This is a genomic window from Prochlorococcus sp. MIT 1201 (assembly GCF_047303415.1).
GTDB lineage: Bacteria > Cyanobacteriota > Cyanobacteriia > PCC-6307 > Cyanobiaceae > Prochlorococcus > Prochlorococcus marinus_D.
In genome coordinates, this window is the sequence record NZ_CP138947.1 from 2120146 (window position 1) to 2139171 (window position 19026).

The following is a 19026-nucleotide window of genomic DNA, read 5'->3' on the forward strand; positions in this document are numbered from 1 at the left end:
CATGACGGAAGCAATTGGTTTAAGAATTGTCGTTTTGAAAGTAATCAAATCATTTTAACTGCCTCAAGGTGATTTGATCACTTTGGTGCCTCAGCAGTGACCAGTCATCAAGATCACTTCTGAGGATTCTCTCTTGACTCAGGTTACTTAGGAGCTCATCAAGGATCGAATTGATTGAATAAAAGTAGCAAGTGTCGGAGTCATCCTAGAGCTTTTTGGAGGTTGATATTAAAACGACACCTACAAGGTAAAGCAAATGAGTTAACTCGTGATTGTACGACGCTTGACAGCAAGAAAGCCACCAAATGCAATAGGAATAAGAGCTACAAGTGCTGCAATTGCCAGGATAGCAGGAAGTGAAAGGTCTGGCATCGGCTTAGTGCAAGTGACAGAACTATTTTAATCGAATGTCAAGGTCAAAACAGGAGGGCCTGCGTGATGTTGCACCAACAACATCTATTCTTCCTTATCGACATTGCATGAACGCTAATGAATATATTATTATAAATCATTCTATGGTCAAGTGAAACAAATACTCTCAGCCCTATGCTCTGTGATTGTATTAATCATATCTGCAGAGGCTCAATCCACATCCTCCTCCTTTCGGCAGGCTTGCTAATGATTGTTGGCGGTTAACCAACGATTCGTATGCTTTGCCTGTGGATGTCAGACGCTGACACTGGCAACACCATTTTTGTGGGCAACGCAAGCACTGGCGAAATCTACGAGCCCAAAGGACTCTCTCCGGAGTGGCGTGCTGATCCTAAGATCATCAACAAATTCAAGACAAATGCCTGTCAACTGTGATTCAAGCTTTGATTCTTTCGAATCTATCCATGAGGCCTGCTTCAATTTAGATATTTATAATGTTTCTAATAGGATGCCCTTAAAGAAGGGATAGAATCTAAGCTGCGAAGGCCTTAAGCCTGCCCCTAATGGATCGGAAGCCAACATGAGTAGCAGTGAGAAAGAGCTTGATCTGCGCATTGATCATCTTCAGAGAGAATTAGCATTGGCCGAGCAAGAAAGAGATATTCTACGTGCGGCTAAGATGCAGCAAAAGGTTCTCATGAAACTCCTTAAAGAAAATCCCTCGAGGCAGGTTTAAAGCCAAATCGCATAGGGAGTTGTTTATATTATCACCATAGAAACTAACTCTCATTTACATGTAAACTGAAGATGAAATTCATTCGGTCTGCATAGAGATTAAGCAGTGAAATAGGCAAATATTAATCTAGGCACCAAGCAATTAGGATAGGCTGGATAGCTACAACATTATTTCACAGATCTACATCAACCTGCTTTCAAGGGTGGGGCTCAAATAACGTTGACTAAAATCAGATTGTTTTCATTAAAAGTAGCAACCCAATCGCGCCTTCACCACTACTTAGGATCGGGCGAAAATCCTTGTCGCGCTCGTTTTGCTTTTATTCCTATTAAGCTAGGTCCCACAAAAGAGCAATCTCCTATGGCTGTCAAGTTCACCTTTGAATCTCAGACTGAGATTTATTACATGTTGAAGGCCTTAAACCAGACTCAATGGTGTGTTGAGAATGGATTGCTTGAAATGGACAGGAAGTCGCTCAAAGGTTTTCAGACATTACGCAAGAAGTTTGCAGACTTTGCATTAGCGAATCCATAGCTTAAATCTTCATGAGTAGATTTGCTTGTCTTACTTGTACCGACAAGGCTTCTTTGACTTAAATTAAGCAGACTTGCCATGATGGGCACTAATCTCAGGCTTAAACTGACTGGCTAGTTCTTGGTTACTAGTGATCCAACTAGGCTTGAGGTATTCGCATCAACAGTTGGTTATTTGGCTATCAACTAGTTTTTTGGAACTTAATTAATTATGCACTCAATCATCTCAGACAAGAAAATGATCCTTGTCTACATCAAGTCATTTGTGGCGAAAGCCATCACCTCTAATCAAAAGAGCATCGTAAACTTGCTTAAAGAAATGCTGACTCCATAACCAACAGCAATCTGATCATCTTCAGCAGATGAGCAAGAATCAATAAATTTTTAGGTGCAACTGAAGAGATCGGCATCAGCGACACGATCAACTTCAGACTGGAACCAGAATTGCCACCAGTGACTGTTAGCCTCCTTGCTCTCATTGATCTAGCTTTTCTGGTTCTACATGTTTGCAATGGTCTGGAAGATGGCATCGTCTGATTCACTAAGAAACAGTGCATCTATGTCTTGTCAATCAACTGGTAGACACACCACTTCTTGATCAGACCACTTCTGGATCAGACCATTGTCTTGAGAGAGGCTTATCTTGTTCTTGATCAATTGTGTCTGCTGTGATAAAGGCAATTTTATCTCTACCCTGATTCAACTTTCCTCAGTAAGATTTGCTCAAACCAGATTAAGCCGCATGCCCGATACGCAACAAGAGCTGCTCAACAAGATCGATTTTTTTCAGAGTCAAGAAGGGATCCTGGTCGGAACTGTTTTCTTAGCTGTTCTTTGGTTGATACTCGTTCTTCTGGATAAGTACGGAAGGCGGATTGGCCCTCTGGTAGCGAGATCCATCCGAAGGCCCTTATTGCTTGGATTTAGTTCAGCTCTTTACTTGGGTTGGCTGTTACACCTCTTGGAACTGCAAGCTAAGGCCTTGTTGCCTATTAAAAGTTCAGCAGTCTCAACTGCTCTGGTGGTGATCGCTCTGGGCTGGGCCACGATCAATCTCGGCCGGGCACTGCTCCTTCAATCGAATCGCATTCAACGCTGGCTGAAGGTAGAAGATCCCAGAGATGAGGCGATGTTGACCGCCTTATTGGATCGAGTTTTCACCATTGGAGTCATTGTTTTAACTATCGCGGCCCTGATGGTGACTTTTGGAGTGTCTACCGCAGCAGTAGGCGCTTTGCTTGGTGGAGCAGGCATTGGCCTCGGCTTTGGGACACAGCAAATTTCTCAGAATTTCCTTGCAGGGTTCATGCTCTTTTTTACTCGTCCATTCTCAGAAGGTGACTGGATTAGCGTCTCGAGCTTTGATGATGGAACAGTTGAGAAAATTGGCTGGTATCACACCCGCATTCGCACCTTTGATCGTAGACCACTCTATATCCCAAATTCGATCTTTGCGACTACTCCGATCGAGAATCCTGGACGAATGTATAACAGAAGAATCAAGGCCAGCATTAGTCTTCGCTACGAAGATCTGCCCCGTATCGACACGATTAGCAAGAATGTTCGTAGTCTGCTATTAAGCCATCCAGAGATAGATCAAAAACAGAGCATCTTAGTGAATTTCAACGAATGGGATAGCTCCTCGATCAACATGATGGTGTATTGCTTTACTAAAACAACTGTTTGGAAAGACTGGCTAGATATTCAACAGGAGGTCTTCCTCCAGATTGCAGACATTGTTCAGAAAGCTGGTGCTGATTTTGCGTTCAATTGCACCACCCTCTATCCGGCGCCAAACCTGAACGATGACAATCCAATTAGTCGCTTGGGTGAAGATCTAAAATCGAACAGATCACTGCAGTAAACAAAGCTAAAGTCTATCATTTATAAATATGAGTCAAACGTTTCCAGGCAATTGATGTGCGACTGGAACAAAGCCGAACCATCAGATTTCATTTGCGAAGAATAATTTTGTTCTCAATCTCATATTTTGCAAGCAAGGCATACCGGGATCGAATAAACATCGCATGATCCACTTCTATCAATGACAGAGGTTAAGCTTTGGTTTTAGTTTTATAGTTTATTTCCTTTTACATAGGGCGAGTTATCATAGGCTTTAGTTAACAACTGACGATATTCTGGATGCCATTTAAGATTAGGACGGCTTCGACGTGCATGAAGTAGCATAATAACTCCAAAAATGAGCACTAATGACGCTTGACAAGAGGCTAAAAGTGGAGAATCACTGAACAGATTAAGCATCGGGCTTCATTGACTATCAATATCATTATATTGACTAGTCAAGAGGAGATAAAAATCAATCAAGTTTTTGCTTTATCGACTTATTTGCTTGATCAAGCCATATGATTGATAGTGCCCTAATTAGAGATTCAAAATCAGCATTTAAAAAGCCATGAGAATACGAATAAGAAAACTTACCGCATTCTTTATCTTCCTCATATTTCTACATGCCAATCAAGAAGATGATATGTAAACTTTAATCTCAGCGTGTGGCTTTCATCTGAGGCTACTCATCCATACAGTCGATCGAGCAATCACCTCAATTTCTTCATAGTTTAATATCCTTAGATCTAAAGCTGCCTAGCCGAATGAGACAGTGGCGCGCATAATAGATCCTGAGTAAAATACGTTCTAAATGCCTCAAGCAATACTTAGCCTGATAAATTCGAAGACAATGATTTTATTAAATACAGCAATTACAAGGATAGCAATGAATACGAGAAGATAGGTCTGCAACCAAATAAAGGTTTTCTGCAACACATCTCTCCACAATAAATCTTGGATATTTCATATTCAATTGTGTAGGCAGGCAAGCTGCTCTTAAGGCTTACGGCAAAATTAATAGCATTTTTTTGATCTGCTTCCAAGCACTGGCAGAGAACTCAGGTCTAAGTCACATCTTCTAAAAGTTGATGCCAACAAGCCACTAAATCCAAATCATCATCATCTGAATTATAGGCCTCTTGGATATTGAAAATTGCCAGGTTTCTTAGTTTAAGATCTATTTAAGTCTTGTTAGCAGCTTCAAGGCTTTTGTGGTTTCATCCCAGCATCTACTTTTGAAGTCAAAGCATGGTTAATTTGAGATCGCAGAATCAATTGCATGGTTTGAATTTTCCTTTTCCTACTTTACATTGTGGGCATTTCCAATCTCTGGGCAAATCAGCAAAACTTGTGCCAGGTGGGATCCCATTTGTCGGGTCACCAACCCTTGGGTCATAGACATAGGTGCAAACCTTGCAGGCGTACCTTTTCATTGTTCGATTTGAGCTTGTGCTTAAGCTACTATAGTTGCTATGAAGCTATTACTGTGAGGATTGAAAAGTAGATTATGGATTCCATTCCTTGGGACATAATTGGCGCTATCATGCTATTGCTAGTTGGTGTAGGATGGTTTTTGTACTACATCTTCACGATGGATAGTAAAGAGTAGTTCCTTCTTCTCAACCTATTGCACTCTTAAAGCATTTGCGGATGCGTATAGATAGATAGTTCAAATCCACTACCATCAAGATATCATGTCCACATGTTATTTCATCGGCATCTTGTTCTAGGTATTGCAATGATAGTCTTTGTATATCCTTTGAGGGTGATTTGCTCTTAGCTGCTTAATCTGATACAGCACAATTTTGCAGAGCGTATTCTTGGCAGAATTCATCCCTCTAGAAGGTCTCATGCAGAGCGTTTCCCCAATGGAAAACAAAATTTACTGAGAGCATCAACGCTAAGATATGCTTTGGCTAATGATCCCTTTGTTGATTTAAGTGAGAAAAGGGTCCCAGCAAGATTAATATTCTCCTGACAAATCATAAAAGGTTCTTCTTCATAGTCAGAGAGCTTCAGCAGTAGAATAAACCGTATCTTTAAGCCGATTTGAACCTCGATTAGCGGTCACAGGATGTCTAGTGTGTGGCCGTAAAATATCAATCTCTTTTAATGAATGAAAGCCGTGCCGGTATACTAAGTATTAGAAATAACAACTATTTTTTGGGTTGACTTTATGATACCTAGATCTCTTTCTCTTAGCTCTAGTTTCTGGCAGCATCTGAGAAATATAACAGTCGCCAAAGAGTGCGCAGCATGGCAATAGCAATGATTAATGCAATAGGATGGCCCATATAGACTTAGCAACATATAATCGCTATTATAGAGCCAAGTCAAGGCCTGAGTTTATATCTTGATCCTCAACAGTATGTTAGAGGCTTGTTTTCGATCATTTCAATTTTAAACTGGTAATCATATTACCTTTTAGGGAAAGCCACCTTGAATAAGGTTAATGCTCATTCGCCTTGCCCAGTAAAGCTCAGTCTGTAATCTTTTGCGCGAGACAGTTTCTTGATCCTTCCCTTAGCCTTCCTAACCATTTTCATTTTCCCTTTACATTTACAACCTGCCAATTCCCTCGATAGACATGTGCACTATTTAAATTTATGAGTGTTTATACAGATTGCCCCATTCCATTTCTCGGCGATACTTTAATAATATTAATATCTTTTACCATGAAATTTACTTTTGAATCCCAATCAGAAATTTATTACATGCTAAAAGCATTGAATGAAACCCACACTGCCATAGAAAATGGGCATGTGGGCCTAATCAATGATCAAACTCGTAAAGAGTTTGATTCATTGAGAGATAAATTTCAAGACTTTGTTCTTGCCAATCTCTAGCTGTTAAAGCGCCTACTGGTCTGCATAATTGATTGGGCATTGAAGATAGAGCTCCCTTACCTAGCTTTTACTGCAAAGGTCATTTCAGCGGATCACTTATCCCACTGCCTCAAAGTGTGTCATAAGTGACCTTACGCTCCAGGGGAATGCCTTCCTTTTTTTGCAGGTGAAGCTTTTTGCCTGATTTAGATAATTAGAAGCACAATACTGCTTGTATTTCTATAAGAAGTTTTGGGTATTATTTCCATAGCCTCGGATTGAAAGTATGCTGCTGTTGACAATATAAGGATTGAAGCATCGCCCCACTTTGATTGAATTTACAACGACCTATTTCTTGATGGAAAAGATCGTAAGTTCGCAAATTATTTCGATCAATAAAACTGTATCTAATCTTTCTTGCTTGAGGGGAGAAGTCAGCTCGTCTATAAAAGACACATCGGCTCGATTGATAACTTTCAAATATCAGATATAAATAATCGTAAAGTCTATCGACTTGTTTTTCAAGCTAGCTCATAGGTGATGATTCAATTGATCATCATGAGAATAGTATTTAAGACTAGAGCCAATTAAGTTAAAAGCTTACCTTTTCGTGTTAGAGACTGTTATTATACAATCAACCAAGTGCTAGACAGTTGAGAACATTATCAAGGCTCCCGATTTTAATGACAACACTACTTTCATTTCTATGCTCTGGTCCAACTAGTGCTCAGGCTCAATCACAACAAGACGTCGGCATCAAAATCAATAGTGACAATGGAAATACTTATTTTTTCCGTCAAGCCAATGTTGCCTGTGAAGATAAAGTTGGTGCTTATCAATTCCCTACATCAACTTGGTGTCAAGCGAATGGTTTTTCAGAAGACCTTACGGGGCAACGAAAACCTTACACTGGCTCGAAACTTTGTGCCATTACATCTAGATATCTTGCGCCGCCAGAATATACTAATATCAATTCAGTGACCTGTACAGCTGCGCGCAAGGCCGGAAAACTTCCTGAGCTGATTGAGTAGTGTTGCAGTTGTTTGTTTTCTGCTTATCTAAGATGCCACCAGGCTTCATGTTTCCAAGTTCTTCTTTTCGCTATCAACTTTTTGCTTAGGATTGAATTGTTAGAAGCTTTTCTATGATCAAAAGTTTTTCCTTTATGAACCCTTGCAAAAATGATAACGCCAATAATGATTGGCAACTATGGCTAGATACCCGTTCCTTGCTTTCAGTTTTTCTATTATGCCGCGTAGCAGATTAAAGCAATTCGTTTCGCAATATTCTTATTGTATAAGTGCATGCATCAACGCAGAGGCAATCCTATAAAGTGGAAATTATATGTTAATAAAGCCAACTTAAATCTCTCTTGAATCCTGCTTTCGTCAACACCAGCGGGCGCAATCTTTTCAGAGTGATTGAGAGGACAATACATGATCATCACGAGTTCATTTACTTATCCATTCATCAACGCGCCTGGATTGGCCATATTGTCAACAGTGTTTGTACGACTAATGGACATTGATCTACATTTCAAGAGAAATATCTGCTGAGCTCGGTTCAAGCACACTGGAGCTCCCCGATGCTCCAGTGTGCTCTATCTCATCATCTCTTGCCATGCAGCAACGGATTGTTCCAGTTCATTGACTTGGCAACCATGAAATGGCTCATTTCTTTTTTGAACAACGAATTTGCGTGTGCTTGCAGAAGCGAATGGTGATGCAGCCATCCAAACTAGTCAGTCGTCTTTTACAGATGTATCAGGCTTTTGGTTATTTACTTTCTATCTCAGGCTATCGACAAGGCCATGTCATGAATGGTTGGGATCGGGAGCTAGTTTGCCTTTCTGTCTATAAACCTAAGATCGCAATTAGTGGGAAGCCAGCAGTTGGAAGCTTTTAGCAACACTTAGATCATCCTGCTCTACGTCTATAAATTCTTCAAAGCTTCTAGCTTCAATCTTTTATGCTTGCATCTACTTTGACCCATCTAAATATGGATGATTGATCAGTCTTGATCGAGTTAGCACTGCTTGGCATCAGGGATTGTTTTGCCCTTGTTTGAACTTTAAAGCTGATCAAGACGACTGGATATGCTTGATCACGTGGACAAACCATCACCAACTGAGCAGAAGAACCGCAAGCGCCCACGCTTTTGGCTTGGACCTTTGTTGGTGGGTGGGTGTTTTGCTCTGGGCTATGGCATGACCCAGAGGATCATGATTCTGCGTGGCAACACGCAGCAGCCTCAGCAACAGTCTTTTGGACCGACTCCTTTTCCATTTCCAGGAGAGCGCCTAGAAGGACTGCGTCGTCGGCATGGTGGCAGCAGTGCAGATCTACAGGCGGATGTCGCTGCCAAGGAGGCCAAAATTTCAGCCAAACGTAAGACCAAAGAGCAGGCTGAGAAGCAGGCAAAACAGCAAGCAGAGAAGTTGGCTGCGGCGGCTGCTCTTCGTCGTGAGCAGGAACTTCAAGCGATTCGCCAAGCCACAGAAGCCGACTCTGCAGACCCCGCTCTGGCTGCTCCAGAACTGCCTGCACCAATCAACCCTCAGAGAACAAGACCTGCTCAACCAGTAGCGCCAAAACCAAAGCCTTCCAGCACACCAGCATCAAACTCTCTTGGCAGGCCAACGCCGCCTCAGCCGGTAGCGCCAAAACCAAAGCCTTCCAGCACACCAGCATCAGATTTCCTTCGCAGGGGAGACTCTCCTCAACGGCCGCACTCGCCAGTATCAGACTTTCTTAGGAGAAACTATCCCTAAAAGCCCTTGAAAGTAATCACCCCATTTCCAAGCGACCCACCTCATACTTTGACAAGGCCTCCCAACGCTCCTTCAGTACTTTGATTGCGAGTTGGATCTGCCACAGTTTCAGACATCCGTGCTGTGGTCATGAGTTCTCCTGATTCCCTACTCAGAGCGACCTTGAACCGCTTAGCAGCACGATTGGGTCATGGGCTTGCTGACGCTGCTGCTGGCTTGGCCGTGCTGGCGAAGGATGCTCCAGAGCGCTTGAGCAAGGAATGGGATCTTTTTCAGCAAGAGGTGATTGCAGAGGCCGATCGTCTGGAGCAGGAATCTGGCGAGGTCAGTGAGACAAAGGCAACCTCATCGCCAGTTTCTAATCAAGAACAGGCTCAGGATCAGATCGATCGTCTTAGGGCAAAGGTGGCAGACCTCAATCGCCAAGTTGAGATCAACCAGTAATGGCTTGTCCGTCCCTGCTGGTAGCGATTCGGCGTGGGCTGCGTGCGCTGCGTATTTGGCGTGCAGTTTTGACGTTAATCATCTTTGTTTGGTGGGATGCCCGTCAATGGACTTATCCAGGTGGTTGTACCAGTGAGCGGCGGCAGGCCCGCCAAACGATTCGAGCTCGTTGGCTCACTACAGAATTGCTCCAACTTGGTTCCGCTTTTATCAAGCTTGGACAGTTGCTCTCGGCACGTCCTGATGTTTTGCCAGTTCAATGGGTATCTGAACTGGCTGATCTTCAGGACAAGGTCCCTGCATTTAGTTTTGAGCAAGCTCAAATTCTGCTGGAGCAGGAATTGGGGGACCGCTGTGCAGAGATCATTGATCTTGATGATCAGCCCCTTGCAGCCGCCTCCCTAGCTCAGGTTCATCGCGCCAGTCTGCGCAGCGGTCGGCAAGTTGTCCTGAAGATTCAACGGCCTCGCCTGGAGCGATTGTTTCGCCTGGATTTGCAAATCATGCAGCAGGTCGCTGCTGTACTGCAACGTCACCCCAAATGGGGACGTGGACGCGACTGGGTGGGGATTGCTCAGGAATGCCGTCGGGTCTTGTTAAGGGAGCTCGACTTTCGTGTAGAGGCTCAGTACGCAGCTCGGTTTCGTCAACAGTTTCTTGATGATTCTCGTATTCGCGTGCCTGCAGTGGTCTGGGAGCTCAGCACCCGGCGTGTTCTTTGTCTCGATTATTTGCCAGGCATCAAGGTGAATGATCTTGAGGCTTTATTGAAGGCCGGAATTGATCCCTCGGCCGTAGCGGAGCTTGGAGCCGCCAGTTATCTGCAGCAGCTCGTGCGATTCGGTTTTTTTCATGCCGATCCCCATCCAGGCAACCTTGCCGTGGCCCCTGATGGAGCTCTCATTTACTACGACTTCGGCATGATGGGGCTGCTCTCCGATTCTTTACGACGTCGGCTCGGTTCGATGATTCGTGCGGCGGCGGCTAGAGATGCGGCAGCCCTGGTTGAGGAGTTGCAGGCTGCGGGTTTGATTGCTTATGGCATCGACGTTGGGCCTGTGCGGCGGTTGGTGCGAGTGATGTTTCAAGACGCTTTGACGCCCCCCTTCAGCGCCAATGTGATCGAGAAACTTTCCGGTGATCTGTACGAGTTGGTTTATGGCCAACCCTTTCGGCTGCCAGTTGAGCTGATTTTTGTGATGCGTGCTCTCTCCACCTTTGAAGGTGTGGGGCGAAGCCTCGACTCAGGCTTTAGTTTGATGGCTATAGCCAAGCCATATTTACTGCCACTGATGACTTCAAGCGGTTCTGGTCCAAACGATTTGTTCAATGAGCTCGGACGTCAGGTCGGTGCTATTGGCAGCCGGGCAGCAGCGTTGCCAAGGCGTCTGGACGAAAGCCTTGAACGACTGGAACAAGGAGATCTGCAATTGCAGATCCGGATGGGTGAATCCGATCGACAGTTGCGGCGCATGATCAGCGTTCAGAAGGCCCTTGGTCAATCGGTGTTATTGGGCTCTCTAGGCATTGCAGCTGCTCTTTTGGGGGCAAGTAATCGGCCGATTTGGGCTGTCTTGCCGTTGGTCGCGGCTCTCCCGGTGGGCTTCGGTTGGTTCAAATTGCAGATCAAGCTGGGACGTGAGTCGCGCATGGATCATGTGTCGAGTCAGAGTCGCTGAAAGTCTTCCAAAGTGATCCCCGTCCAGCCCCTTTGAGGCCTTTGCTTAGCTTCGCCCCCGTGGCCCTTGTCCTGTGGCACCGGCATAGACCGCTTGGCTACCGAGTTCGTCTTCGATTCGCAGCAGTTGGTTGTATTTCGCTACCCGTTCACTGCGACTTAGGGAGCCCGTTTTGATCTGCCCAGCACGGGTGGCAACGGCAAGATCTGCAATTGTGGTGTCTTCCGTTTCGCCGCTGCGGTGGCTGATCACGCTGGTGTAACCAGAGCGCCCAGCAAGATCAATGGCCTGAAGCGTTTCCGTTAGCGAGCCGATCTGATTCACTTTAATCAGGATGGAATTGGCTACGTTTTGATCAATTCCCTGCTGTAAGCGCTTAGTACTCGTTACAAAAATATCGTCACCTATCAGTTGGATACGCTTCCCCAATTTTTTTGTGAGTAGAGCCCAACCTTGCCAATCATCTTCTGCTAGTCCATCTTCGATCGAAATAATTGGGTAGCGATCAACAAGTTTTTCGAGCTCATTGACCATTTCGGTGCTGGTGTAACGACCACCCCCGAAGGCATAGCAGCCGTCTTGATAGAACTCTGTGCTGGCTACATCTAGTGCCAAGGAAATATCCTTACCTGGCGAATAGCCTGCTTTTTCGATTGCTTGAATGAGCAGATCTCCTGCTGCATCATTGTTGGCCAGATTGGGTGCAAAGCCGCCTTCATCTCCAACTGCCGTTGAGAGCCCCTGAGCACTGAGCAGGCCCTTGAGTGTGTGGAATACTTCTGCGCCCATGCGCAGCGATTCTCGGAAGCTGCTTGCTCCATGGGGCACCAGCATGAATTCCTGAAAATCGAGATTGTTAGCAGCATGCGCACCACCGTTGATCACATTCATCAGCGGTACGGGCAGCAATGAGGCCATGGGGCCACCCAGGTAGCGGTAGAGGGGCAAACCCAAGCCATTGGCGGCCGCGCGGGCAGTGGCCATGCTCACGGCCAGGATCGCGTTTGCGCCCAGGCTTGATTTGTTGTCGCTGCCATCAAGCTCTTGCATGGTGCCATCAACACTGGCCTGATCTAGGGAAGAGATCCCACAGAGCGCTGGGGCAATCCGATCCTCGATATGGTTCACAGCCTTAGTCACCCCTTTGCCCAGGTAGCGGCTGTCGCCATCTCTTAATTCATGCGCCTCATGGGCACCGGTGCTTGCTCCGCTGGGCACGATGGCCCTACCGATGGCACCTGCTTCGAGCAACACTTCTGCTTCAACTGTGGGGTTGCCGCGAGAGTCCAGAACCTCTCTGGCCACGATGGTGTCAATGACGAGGTCGAGGGAATCGATCACCTGTGACGAATTGAAGTTGCGTGGATCCTATGGTTTGCCATCCCTCGGACTGTGTACCGCCTAGCCCTTTTACTGATGCTGAGGCTGTTGTCAGTCGTAGAACGACGCAGAATGAACTGAGTCTTAAAGGTCAGGATCGCTCGAGATGCGGATGTTGCACACGATGCTGAGGGTGGGAGATTTGGATCGTTCTCTGCGCTTCTACACCGAGGTTCTAGGCATGCATCTGTTGCGGCGAAAGGACTACCCCTCAGGTCGCTTCACCTTGGCGTTTGTCGGTTATGGCGAGGAGAGTGACACCACTGTGCTGGAGCTCACACACAACTGGGACCAAGATCACTACGAGTTGGGAGAGGGCTATGGCCATATCGCCTTGGGCGTGGAGGATATTCAATCCACCTGCTTGGCCATCTCAAAGCGAGGCGGGCGTGTGGTGCGAGAACCCGGGCCTATGCAACATGGCAGCACCGTGATTGCCTTTGTGGAAGATCCCGATGGCTACAAGGTGGAGCTGATTCAACTGGCCTCTCGTGAGGCCGCGAGCTGAACCCTATGCATCCTGAGACCAGTCAAGCGGCTTCCGCCCAGGGAAGTCTCACAAGTGATCCTGATCGATTCAGTGATGACGCTTGGGATTTGTTGCTTGTCGGTCAGGATGTCGCCCGCCGTTGGCGACATGGTCAGCTGGATGTGGAGCACTTAATCCAGGTGCTTTTCAGTGATCGGCGTTACAGCGATTGGGTGTTGGCTCTGCCCATTGATTCAACTGCGCTGCTGGATCGCTTGGAAGGTTTTTTGGCCGAGCAGCCTATGGCTCGAGGTGATGAGTTGTTCATCGGCGATGACCTTGAAGACCTCCTTGAAGAAGCAGACCGTTCCAGAGTTCGCTGGGGGTCTCGGCTGATTGACGTGTCTCATTTGCTGATTGCGTTGGGGCGCGATCCGCGCATTGGAGCCGAGCTATTTGAAGAGCTAGGAATGCCCAGTGAACGCTTGGAAGCAGAGTTGAGACGCTTGCCCAAAGGCAGGCGCCAGTTGCGTACATCAACGCCGTCTTCGCCTGCTGCGCCCGATTCTGCGCCACCTGCATCGGTGGCCTCACAAACGAGACCTGTCTCCTCCCCTACCCCGCCGATTATCCAAGAACCTGCCGTCGCTACTGGGGAGCCAACTCCATTACAATTCCAGCAAGAACCTCAGGCTCTTGAGGCCTATGGTCGTGACCTTACCGCTGCAGCTCAGGCAGGACAGCTAGATCCTGTGATCGGTAGAGATCCAGAGATTCGCCGTTTGATCAAGGTTTTATCGCGTCGCGGCAAGAACAATCCGGTGTTAATTGGAGCGCCTGGCGTTGGTAAAACGGCCATCGCCGAGCTGTTGGCTCAACGCATTGTGGCTGGGGAGGTTCCCGATTCCCTGAAGGGTTTGCGCTTGGTCTCCCTTGATCTTGGTGCACTGATCGCTGGTGCCAAGTTTCGTGGTCAATTTGAGGAACGACTTCGGTCTGTGTTGAAAGAGGTGAGCGATCCAGATGCAGGTGTGGTGTTGTTCATCGATGAACTGCACACGGTGGTGAGCAGCGATCGTTCCAGTGCGGATGCTGGAAGTTTGCTCAAGCCGGCTTTAGCAAGGGGAGACCTCCGCTGCATTGGGGCCACGACCCCTGAGAACTATCGCCGCACAGTGGAGAAGGATCAGGCACTCAATCGGCGTTTTCAGCAGGTTTTAATCAAGGAGCCGAGTCTTGAATTGAGCGTTGAAATCTTGCGAGGCCTGAAAGAGCGCTACGAACTTCACCACGGCGTCACGATCACCGATGGTGCGGTGACTGCTGCCAATCGCTTGGCTGATCGCTACATCAGTGACCGCTGCTTGCCTGATAAGGCCATCGATCTCATCGATGAGGCTGCAGCCCAGCTCAAGATGGATGTCACCTCGAAGCCTCAGGTGGTTGAAGAGGCGGAGGCGGAGCTGCGTCGTGTCGAGCTTGCTTTGCTGGCGGCTGAGCAGGCTCCAGAGGTTGAACGGGTGCAGTTGCAGGCTGCTCGGATTGCTGCGGCATCTCAGCTCAAAGATTTACAAGAGCGCTGGCAAATCGAACGGGATCATCTGGCCGAGCTGCGGGATTTGTTGCAACAAGACGAGGATCTCCGCAATGCCATTGCTGAAGCAGAGCGACTCGGTGATCTAGAGGCGGCTGCACGTCTTCAATACGACCAATTGCATAGGGTTCAGCAACGGCGGGCCGACCTTGAAGAAACGTTGGCTGTTGCCCAGGCATCTGGTTCGGCGCTCCTGCGAGAGCAAGTGGAGGCTGAAGACATTGCCGATGTCGTTGCACGCTGGACTGGGATTCCTGTTCAGCGGTTGCTGGCGGCTGAACGGCAAAAGTTGCTAGATCTTGAAGCCCATTTAGGCGAGCGGGTGATTGGTCAGCCCGAAGCGGTTCAGGCGGTGGCGGCAGCGATTCGTCGGGCTCGAGCGGGCATGAAGGATCCGCGCCGTCCTGTTGGTTCGTTTTTGTTTCTTGGACCCACTGGCGTGGGCAAGACAGAACTGGCAAAAGCACTTGCGGCCTCCTTGTTCGATGAGGAAGAGGCGCTGGTGCGACTCGATATGAGTGAATTCATGGAACGCAATGCCGTGGCGCGCCTTTTGGGGGCTCCTCCCGGCTATGTCGGCTATGAGGAGGGTGGACAGCTCACCGAAGCGGTGTGTCGCCGTGCTTATGCGGTGTTGCTTCTGGATGAAATTGAGAAGGCTCATCCTGATGTGTTCAATGTGCTCCTGCAGGTTTTGGACGATGGCCGTCTCACTGACTCGCAGGGCCGCACCGTGGACTTCCGTCACACCGTGGTTGTGATGACTAGCAACTTGGCTAGTCGCGCCATCCTTGATGCGTCTCGCTTGGCGCAGCAGGAGGGGACAGATGGGGATTGTCTTGATCAGAGCCTGACTCAAAAGGTGGATCAGGCCCTCAATAAGCAATTTCGGCCTGAATTTTTGAATCGCATCGATGAAGTGATCCGTTTTCGGCCGCTCAAGGCTGATGACCTTCAGCGAATTGTGCAGCTGCAATTGGCCGATCTCTCCAGCCTGCTTGCTGAGCAAGGTCTTGAATTGCGTGTGGAGGCAGACGCGGTTGAGGCTTTGGCTTTGCAAGGTTATGAACCGGAATATGGCGCTCGCCCTTTACGGCGCGTACTGCGTCGTCGGGTTGAGAACCCGTTGGCCACGGAATTGCTGGAAGAGCGTTTCAGCGGTGCCCGCGCCGTGCGCGTGATACCCGGTGTTCAGGCCTCCGAACCATTTCAGTTCCTTCCTGAGGATTGAAACAGGTATCCGGTAAAGTGGTGGTTTGCCGGCGTGTGCTTCAGCACCGGCGATAGCCACCGGCCTAAGCTCCGTGACCAGCCCTATTTCCGAGGACACCACAGACTCCAGCGAATCTCCTGAGGCAGAACCGACCCGTCAGAGTGGGTTTCTTGCAGCAACATATGAGGAGTTGAGCCTGGTGGTATGGCCCAGTCGCCAGCAGCTGTTCAGCGAATCCATCGCCGTGATCCTGATGGTCAGTCTCTCGGCTGCATTCATCGCTGCCGTGAGTCGGTTTTATAGCTGGGCTTCGTCCCAGATTTTCGTTTGATTGTGTAGGGCGGTTTTGCTGTCTTGCCTCAACCGTCTTTCCCAAACCATTAGCTTCTTATCAGCGCAAGTGTCAGAACTCGAGCTCACACCACAAGAACCATCTGAGGTTCTGGAACTGCCGGCTCCTAATGATGGAGAGGAGGGTACCAAGGCCCCAACTCCTGCAGCCAGAACAACAGTAGCCCGCTGGTATGCCATTCAGGTGGCCTCGAGCTGTGAGAAGAAGGTGAAGGCAACTCTTGAACAGAGGGCCGTCACCCTTGGTGTGAGCAACAGGATTCTGGAGATCGAAATTCCCCAGACCCCAGCGGTGAAATTGAAAAAGGATGGCAGTCGTCAGTCCACTGAGGAGAAAGTCTTTCCGGGGTACGTGTTGGTACGAATGGTTCTTGATGAAGACACAATGATGGCGGTGCGCAGCACCCCCAACGTGATCAACTTCGTGGGGGCTGAGGACCGCCGCGCCACAGGGAAAGCTCGTGGTCACATCAAACCCCGACCGCTAAGTCGTCAGGAGGTGGATCGCATCTTCAAGCGTGCTGCTGAGAAAAAGACACTCGTCAAGGTCGATCTCGCGGAGGGCGATCAGATCCTTGTGACCTCGGGTCCTTTCAAGGACTTCCAAGGGGAGGTGATCGAAGTCTCTGGAGAGCGCAGCAAACTGAAAGCTCTTCTTTCAATCTTTGGCAGAGAAACACCCGTGGAACTCGAGTTTTCTCAAATCAATAAACAGAATTGAGCTAACGGCGGCCGTCTCCCTGCGGAGGGCGGCCAAAGAGGTGGGCCACCACCTTGCCGCACTTGTCCCAAGGGCCAGGTCATCCGCAATCGTTCAATCCCCCTCGTCCATGGCAAAGAAAGTTGTATCTGTGATCAAGCTGGCCCTTCAGGCTGGCAAAGCTAATCCTGCTCCGCCTGTGGGTCCTGCCCTTGGCCAGCATGGAGTCAACATCATGGCGTTTTGCAAGGAGTACAACGCTCGCACGCAGGACAAGGCCGGATTAGTGATTCCGGTAGAGATCTCGGTTTTTGAAGACCGTAGTTTCACATTCATTACCAAGACTCCCCCAGCATCAGTGTTGATCACGAAGGCTGCCGGGATCGAAAAAGGTTCTGGTGAGTCCGCCCATGGCAAGGTCGGCTCCCTAAGCCGTTCTCAGCTTGAAGAGATCGCCAAGACCAAGCTGCCTGATCTCAATTGCACCAGTATTGAGTCAGCCATGCGCATCATTGAAGGAACTGCTCGCAATATGGGCGTTTCCATCAGCGACTGACACTGATGTAGCGTCCATCTTCAAGATTCATCTATTCACCATTTCCGGGGGAGACACGTTGTGTCGCCTGCACCCCAACATCTGCCATGACAAAACTGTCTAAACGTATTACTGGTCTTCTCGCCAAAGTTGAAGACCGTGTTTATCAGCCTATTGAGGCCATTCAGCTCGTCAAAGAGAACGCCACAGCAAAGTTCGACGAAACCATCGAAGCCCACGTGCGCCTTGGGATTGATCCCAAATACACCGATCAACAGTTGCGAACCACTGTTGCTCTGCCTCAAGGTACGGGCCAGAGCGTGCGCATCGCTGTAATCAGCAGGGGTGAGAAATTAGCTGAAGCAAAGACAGCTGGGGCTGAGGTGGCTGGGGATGATGATTTGGTGGAAAGCATCGGCAAAGGCCAGATGGATTTCGATCTTTTGATCGCTACCCCTGACATGATGCCCAAGGTGGCCAAGCTGGGCAGAGTCCTAGGTCCCCGTGGCCTAATGCCAAACCCTAAGGCTGGAACAGTAACCACGGATTTAGCAGCTGCGATCAAGGAGTTCAAGGCCGGCAAGCTGGAATTCAGGGCTGATCGTGCTGGCATCGTGCATGTGCGTTTCGGCAAGGCAAGTTTTTCCGCAGACGCCCTGCTCGAGAATCTGAAGACCTTGCAGGAGACCATCGATCGCAATAAGCCAAATGGTGCCAAGGGTCGCTATTGGAAGAGTCTGTACATCACCTCCACCATGGGTCCTTCAGTAGAAGTGGACGTAACTGCTCTTCAGGACCTCGAAGAAGACGCTTGACCTTGTTGCTGTAAGGTTGCCTCTTGGCGAAAGCCAACGGGCACGCGCCCGGCCAAAGACAACAGGTTGCCATCTTGCAGTGATGCTTCATGCATCATTTGAGGTTGTTTAAGTCCTGTCGAGGTAGATGCGAAGGTTTTTCCCTGTTGGGATTGGATCGACACGCGGCCTCTGCTCTTTTTTGAGCACTTGGCGAGTGCGTGCCTAGCTTGTTCACCCGATCCGATCCAATTCCTATGGGCCGCACTCTGGAGAGCAAGCAACAGATTGTCGAAGAGCTCAAGGGGCTTCTCGGCGAGGCCGAAATGGCACTGGTCCTGGATTATCAGGGCCTCTCCATTAAGGAAATGTCTGATCTGCGCACGCGTTTGCAGGCCAGCAACGGGGTGTGCAAGGTGACCAAAAACACCTTGATGCGCCACGCCATTAATGGGAATGGTGCCTGGTCGAATCTCGAATCCTTACTGACTGGTACCAACGCCTTCGTTCTGATCAAGGGCGATGTTGGTGGTGCTGTGAAGGCCGTACAGGCTTTTCAGAAGGACACTAAAAAATCCGAGACGAAGGGTGGTCTTTTCGAAGGCAAGCTCCTCTCACAGGGTGAGATCAAGGCTATTGGTGATCTTCCGACCAAGGAGGTTCTGATGGCGCAGATCGCAGGTTCCCTCAATGCCTTGGCTACCAAGGTTGCTGTGGGTATCAACGAGGTTCCTTCCGGCCTTGCCCGGGCTCTTCATCAGCACGCCGAGAGTGGCGAGAGCTGAA

General features: G+C 48.5%; 16 protein-coding genes. 14 read left to right on the forward strand and 2 right to left on the reverse strand.

The features are described from left to right. The first annotated feature begins 663 nt into the window (after nucleotides 1–663). The 3 genes from SIB41_RS10305 (at nucleotide 664) to SIB41_RS10315 (ending at nucleotide 3505) form a co-directional block, all read left to right on the forward strand. Nucleotides 664–807, forward strand: a complete 144-nt coding sequence (locus tag SIB41_RS10305) for a hypothetical protein (protein WP_413358684.1) — start codon at nucleotides 664–666, stop codon at nucleotides 805–807. A 145-nt stretch (nucleotides 808–952) separates the two neighbouring features. Next, nucleotides 953–1108 carry a hypothetical protein gene (locus SIB41_RS10310; RefSeq protein ID WP_413358687.1) on the forward strand — a complete coding sequence of 52 codons (156 nt, stop codon included), beginning with the start codon at nucleotides 953–955 and terminating at the stop codon, nucleotides 1106–1108. A 1275-nt stretch (nucleotides 1109–2383) separates the two neighbouring features. Further along, entirely contained in the window at nucleotides 2384–3505 is a 1122-nt protein-coding gene (locus SIB41_RS10315) for a mechanosensitive ion channel family protein (protein ID WP_413358690.1), read from the forward strand. 1252 nt (nucleotides 3506–4757) lie between these two features. On the opposite strand, the gene SIB41_RS10320 is transcribed toward SIB41_RS10315, so the two are convergent. Further along, on the reverse strand, nucleotides 4758–4919 hold the full coding sequence (locus SIB41_RS10320; protein WP_071818094.1) for a rubredoxin: 162 nt from the start codon (nucleotides 4917–4919) through the stop codon (nucleotides 4758–4760). 2075 nt (nucleotides 4920–6994) lie between these two features. Between SIB41_RS10320 and SIB41_RS10325 the strand changes: the two genes are divergently transcribed. The 4 genes from SIB41_RS10325 (at nucleotide 6995) to SIB41_RS10340 (ending at nucleotide 11204) form a co-directional block, all read left to right on the forward strand. Beyond that, a complete protein-coding gene (locus SIB41_RS10325; RefSeq protein ID WP_413358692.1) occupies nucleotides 6995–7342 on the forward strand; it encodes a hypothetical protein in 348 nt (115 codons plus the stop codon). A gap of 1076 nt (nucleotides 7343–8418) precedes the next feature. Beyond that, entirely contained in the window at nucleotides 8419–9081 is a 663-nt protein-coding gene (locus SIB41_RS10330) for a hypothetical protein (protein ID WP_413358694.1), read from the forward strand. Between the two features lie 129 nt (nucleotides 9082–9210). Continuing rightward, nucleotides 9211–9525: a hypothetical protein gene (locus tag SIB41_RS10335; RefSeq protein WP_413358696.1), complete on the forward strand. Its 315-nt coding sequence runs from the start codon at nucleotides 9211–9213 to the stop codon at nucleotides 9523–9525. Beyond that, on the forward strand, nucleotides 9525–11204 hold the full coding sequence (locus SIB41_RS10340; RefSeq protein WP_413358698.1) for an ABC1 kinase family protein: 1680 nt from the start codon (nucleotides 9525–9527) through the stop codon (nucleotides 11202–11204). The genes SIB41_RS10335 and SIB41_RS10340 overlap by 1 nt, the downstream gene beginning before the upstream one ends. Before the next feature lie 45 nt (nucleotides 11205–11249). Here SIB41_RS10340 and eno read toward each other — a convergent pair whose 3' ends face one another. Then, nucleotides 11250–12545: a phosphopyruvate hydratase gene (gene eno / locus SIB41_RS10345; RefSeq protein WP_011131447.1), complete on the reverse strand. Its 1296-nt coding sequence runs from the start codon at nucleotides 12543–12545 to the stop codon at nucleotides 11250–11252. 145 nt (nucleotides 12546–12690) lie between these two features. Between eno and gloA the strand changes: the two genes are divergently transcribed. From gloA to rplJ, 7 genes are all read left to right on the forward strand, one after another. Further along, nucleotides 12691–13092: a lactoylglutathione lyase gene (gene gloA / locus SIB41_RS10350; RefSeq protein ID WP_063407479.1), complete on the forward strand. Its 402-nt coding sequence runs from the start codon at nucleotides 12691–12693 to the stop codon at nucleotides 13090–13092. Between the two features lie 5 nt (nucleotides 13093–13097). Next, nucleotides 13098–15878: an ATP-dependent Clp protease ATP-binding subunit gene (locus SIB41_RS10355; protein ID WP_413358702.1), complete on the forward strand. Its 2781-nt coding sequence runs from the start codon at nucleotides 13098–13100 to the stop codon at nucleotides 15876–15878. 73 nt (nucleotides 15879–15951) lie between these two features. Beyond that, a complete protein-coding gene (gene secE / locus SIB41_RS10360; RefSeq protein ID WP_413358704.1) occupies nucleotides 15952–16191 on the forward strand; it encodes a preprotein translocase subunit SecE in 240 nt (79 codons plus the stop codon). 69 nt (nucleotides 16192–16260) lie between these two features. Further along, complete coding sequence (gene nusG / locus SIB41_RS10365) at nucleotides 16261–16932, forward strand: transcription termination/antitermination protein NusG (RefSeq protein ID WP_011131451.1); 672 nt, start codon at nucleotides 16261–16263, stop codon at nucleotides 16930–16932. A 109-nt stretch (nucleotides 16933–17041) separates the two neighbouring features. Further along, nucleotides 17042–17467 carry a 50S ribosomal protein L11 gene (rplK, locus tag SIB41_RS10370; protein ID WP_011131452.1) on the forward strand — a complete coding sequence of 142 codons (426 nt, stop codon included), beginning with the start codon at nucleotides 17042–17044 and terminating at the stop codon, nucleotides 17465–17467. 86 nt (nucleotides 17468–17553) lie between these two features. Next, entirely contained in the window at nucleotides 17554–18261 is a 708-nt protein-coding gene (gene rplA, locus SIB41_RS10375) for a 50S ribosomal protein L1 (RefSeq protein WP_413358706.1), read from the forward strand. Between the two features lie 236 nt (nucleotides 18262–18497). Continuing rightward, nucleotides 18498–19025 carry a 50S ribosomal protein L10 gene (gene rplJ, locus SIB41_RS10380; RefSeq protein ID WP_011131454.1) on the forward strand — a complete coding sequence of 176 codons (528 nt, stop codon included), beginning with the start codon at nucleotides 18498–18500 and terminating at the stop codon, nucleotides 19023–19025. Nucleotide 19026 lies beyond the last annotated feature (1 nt).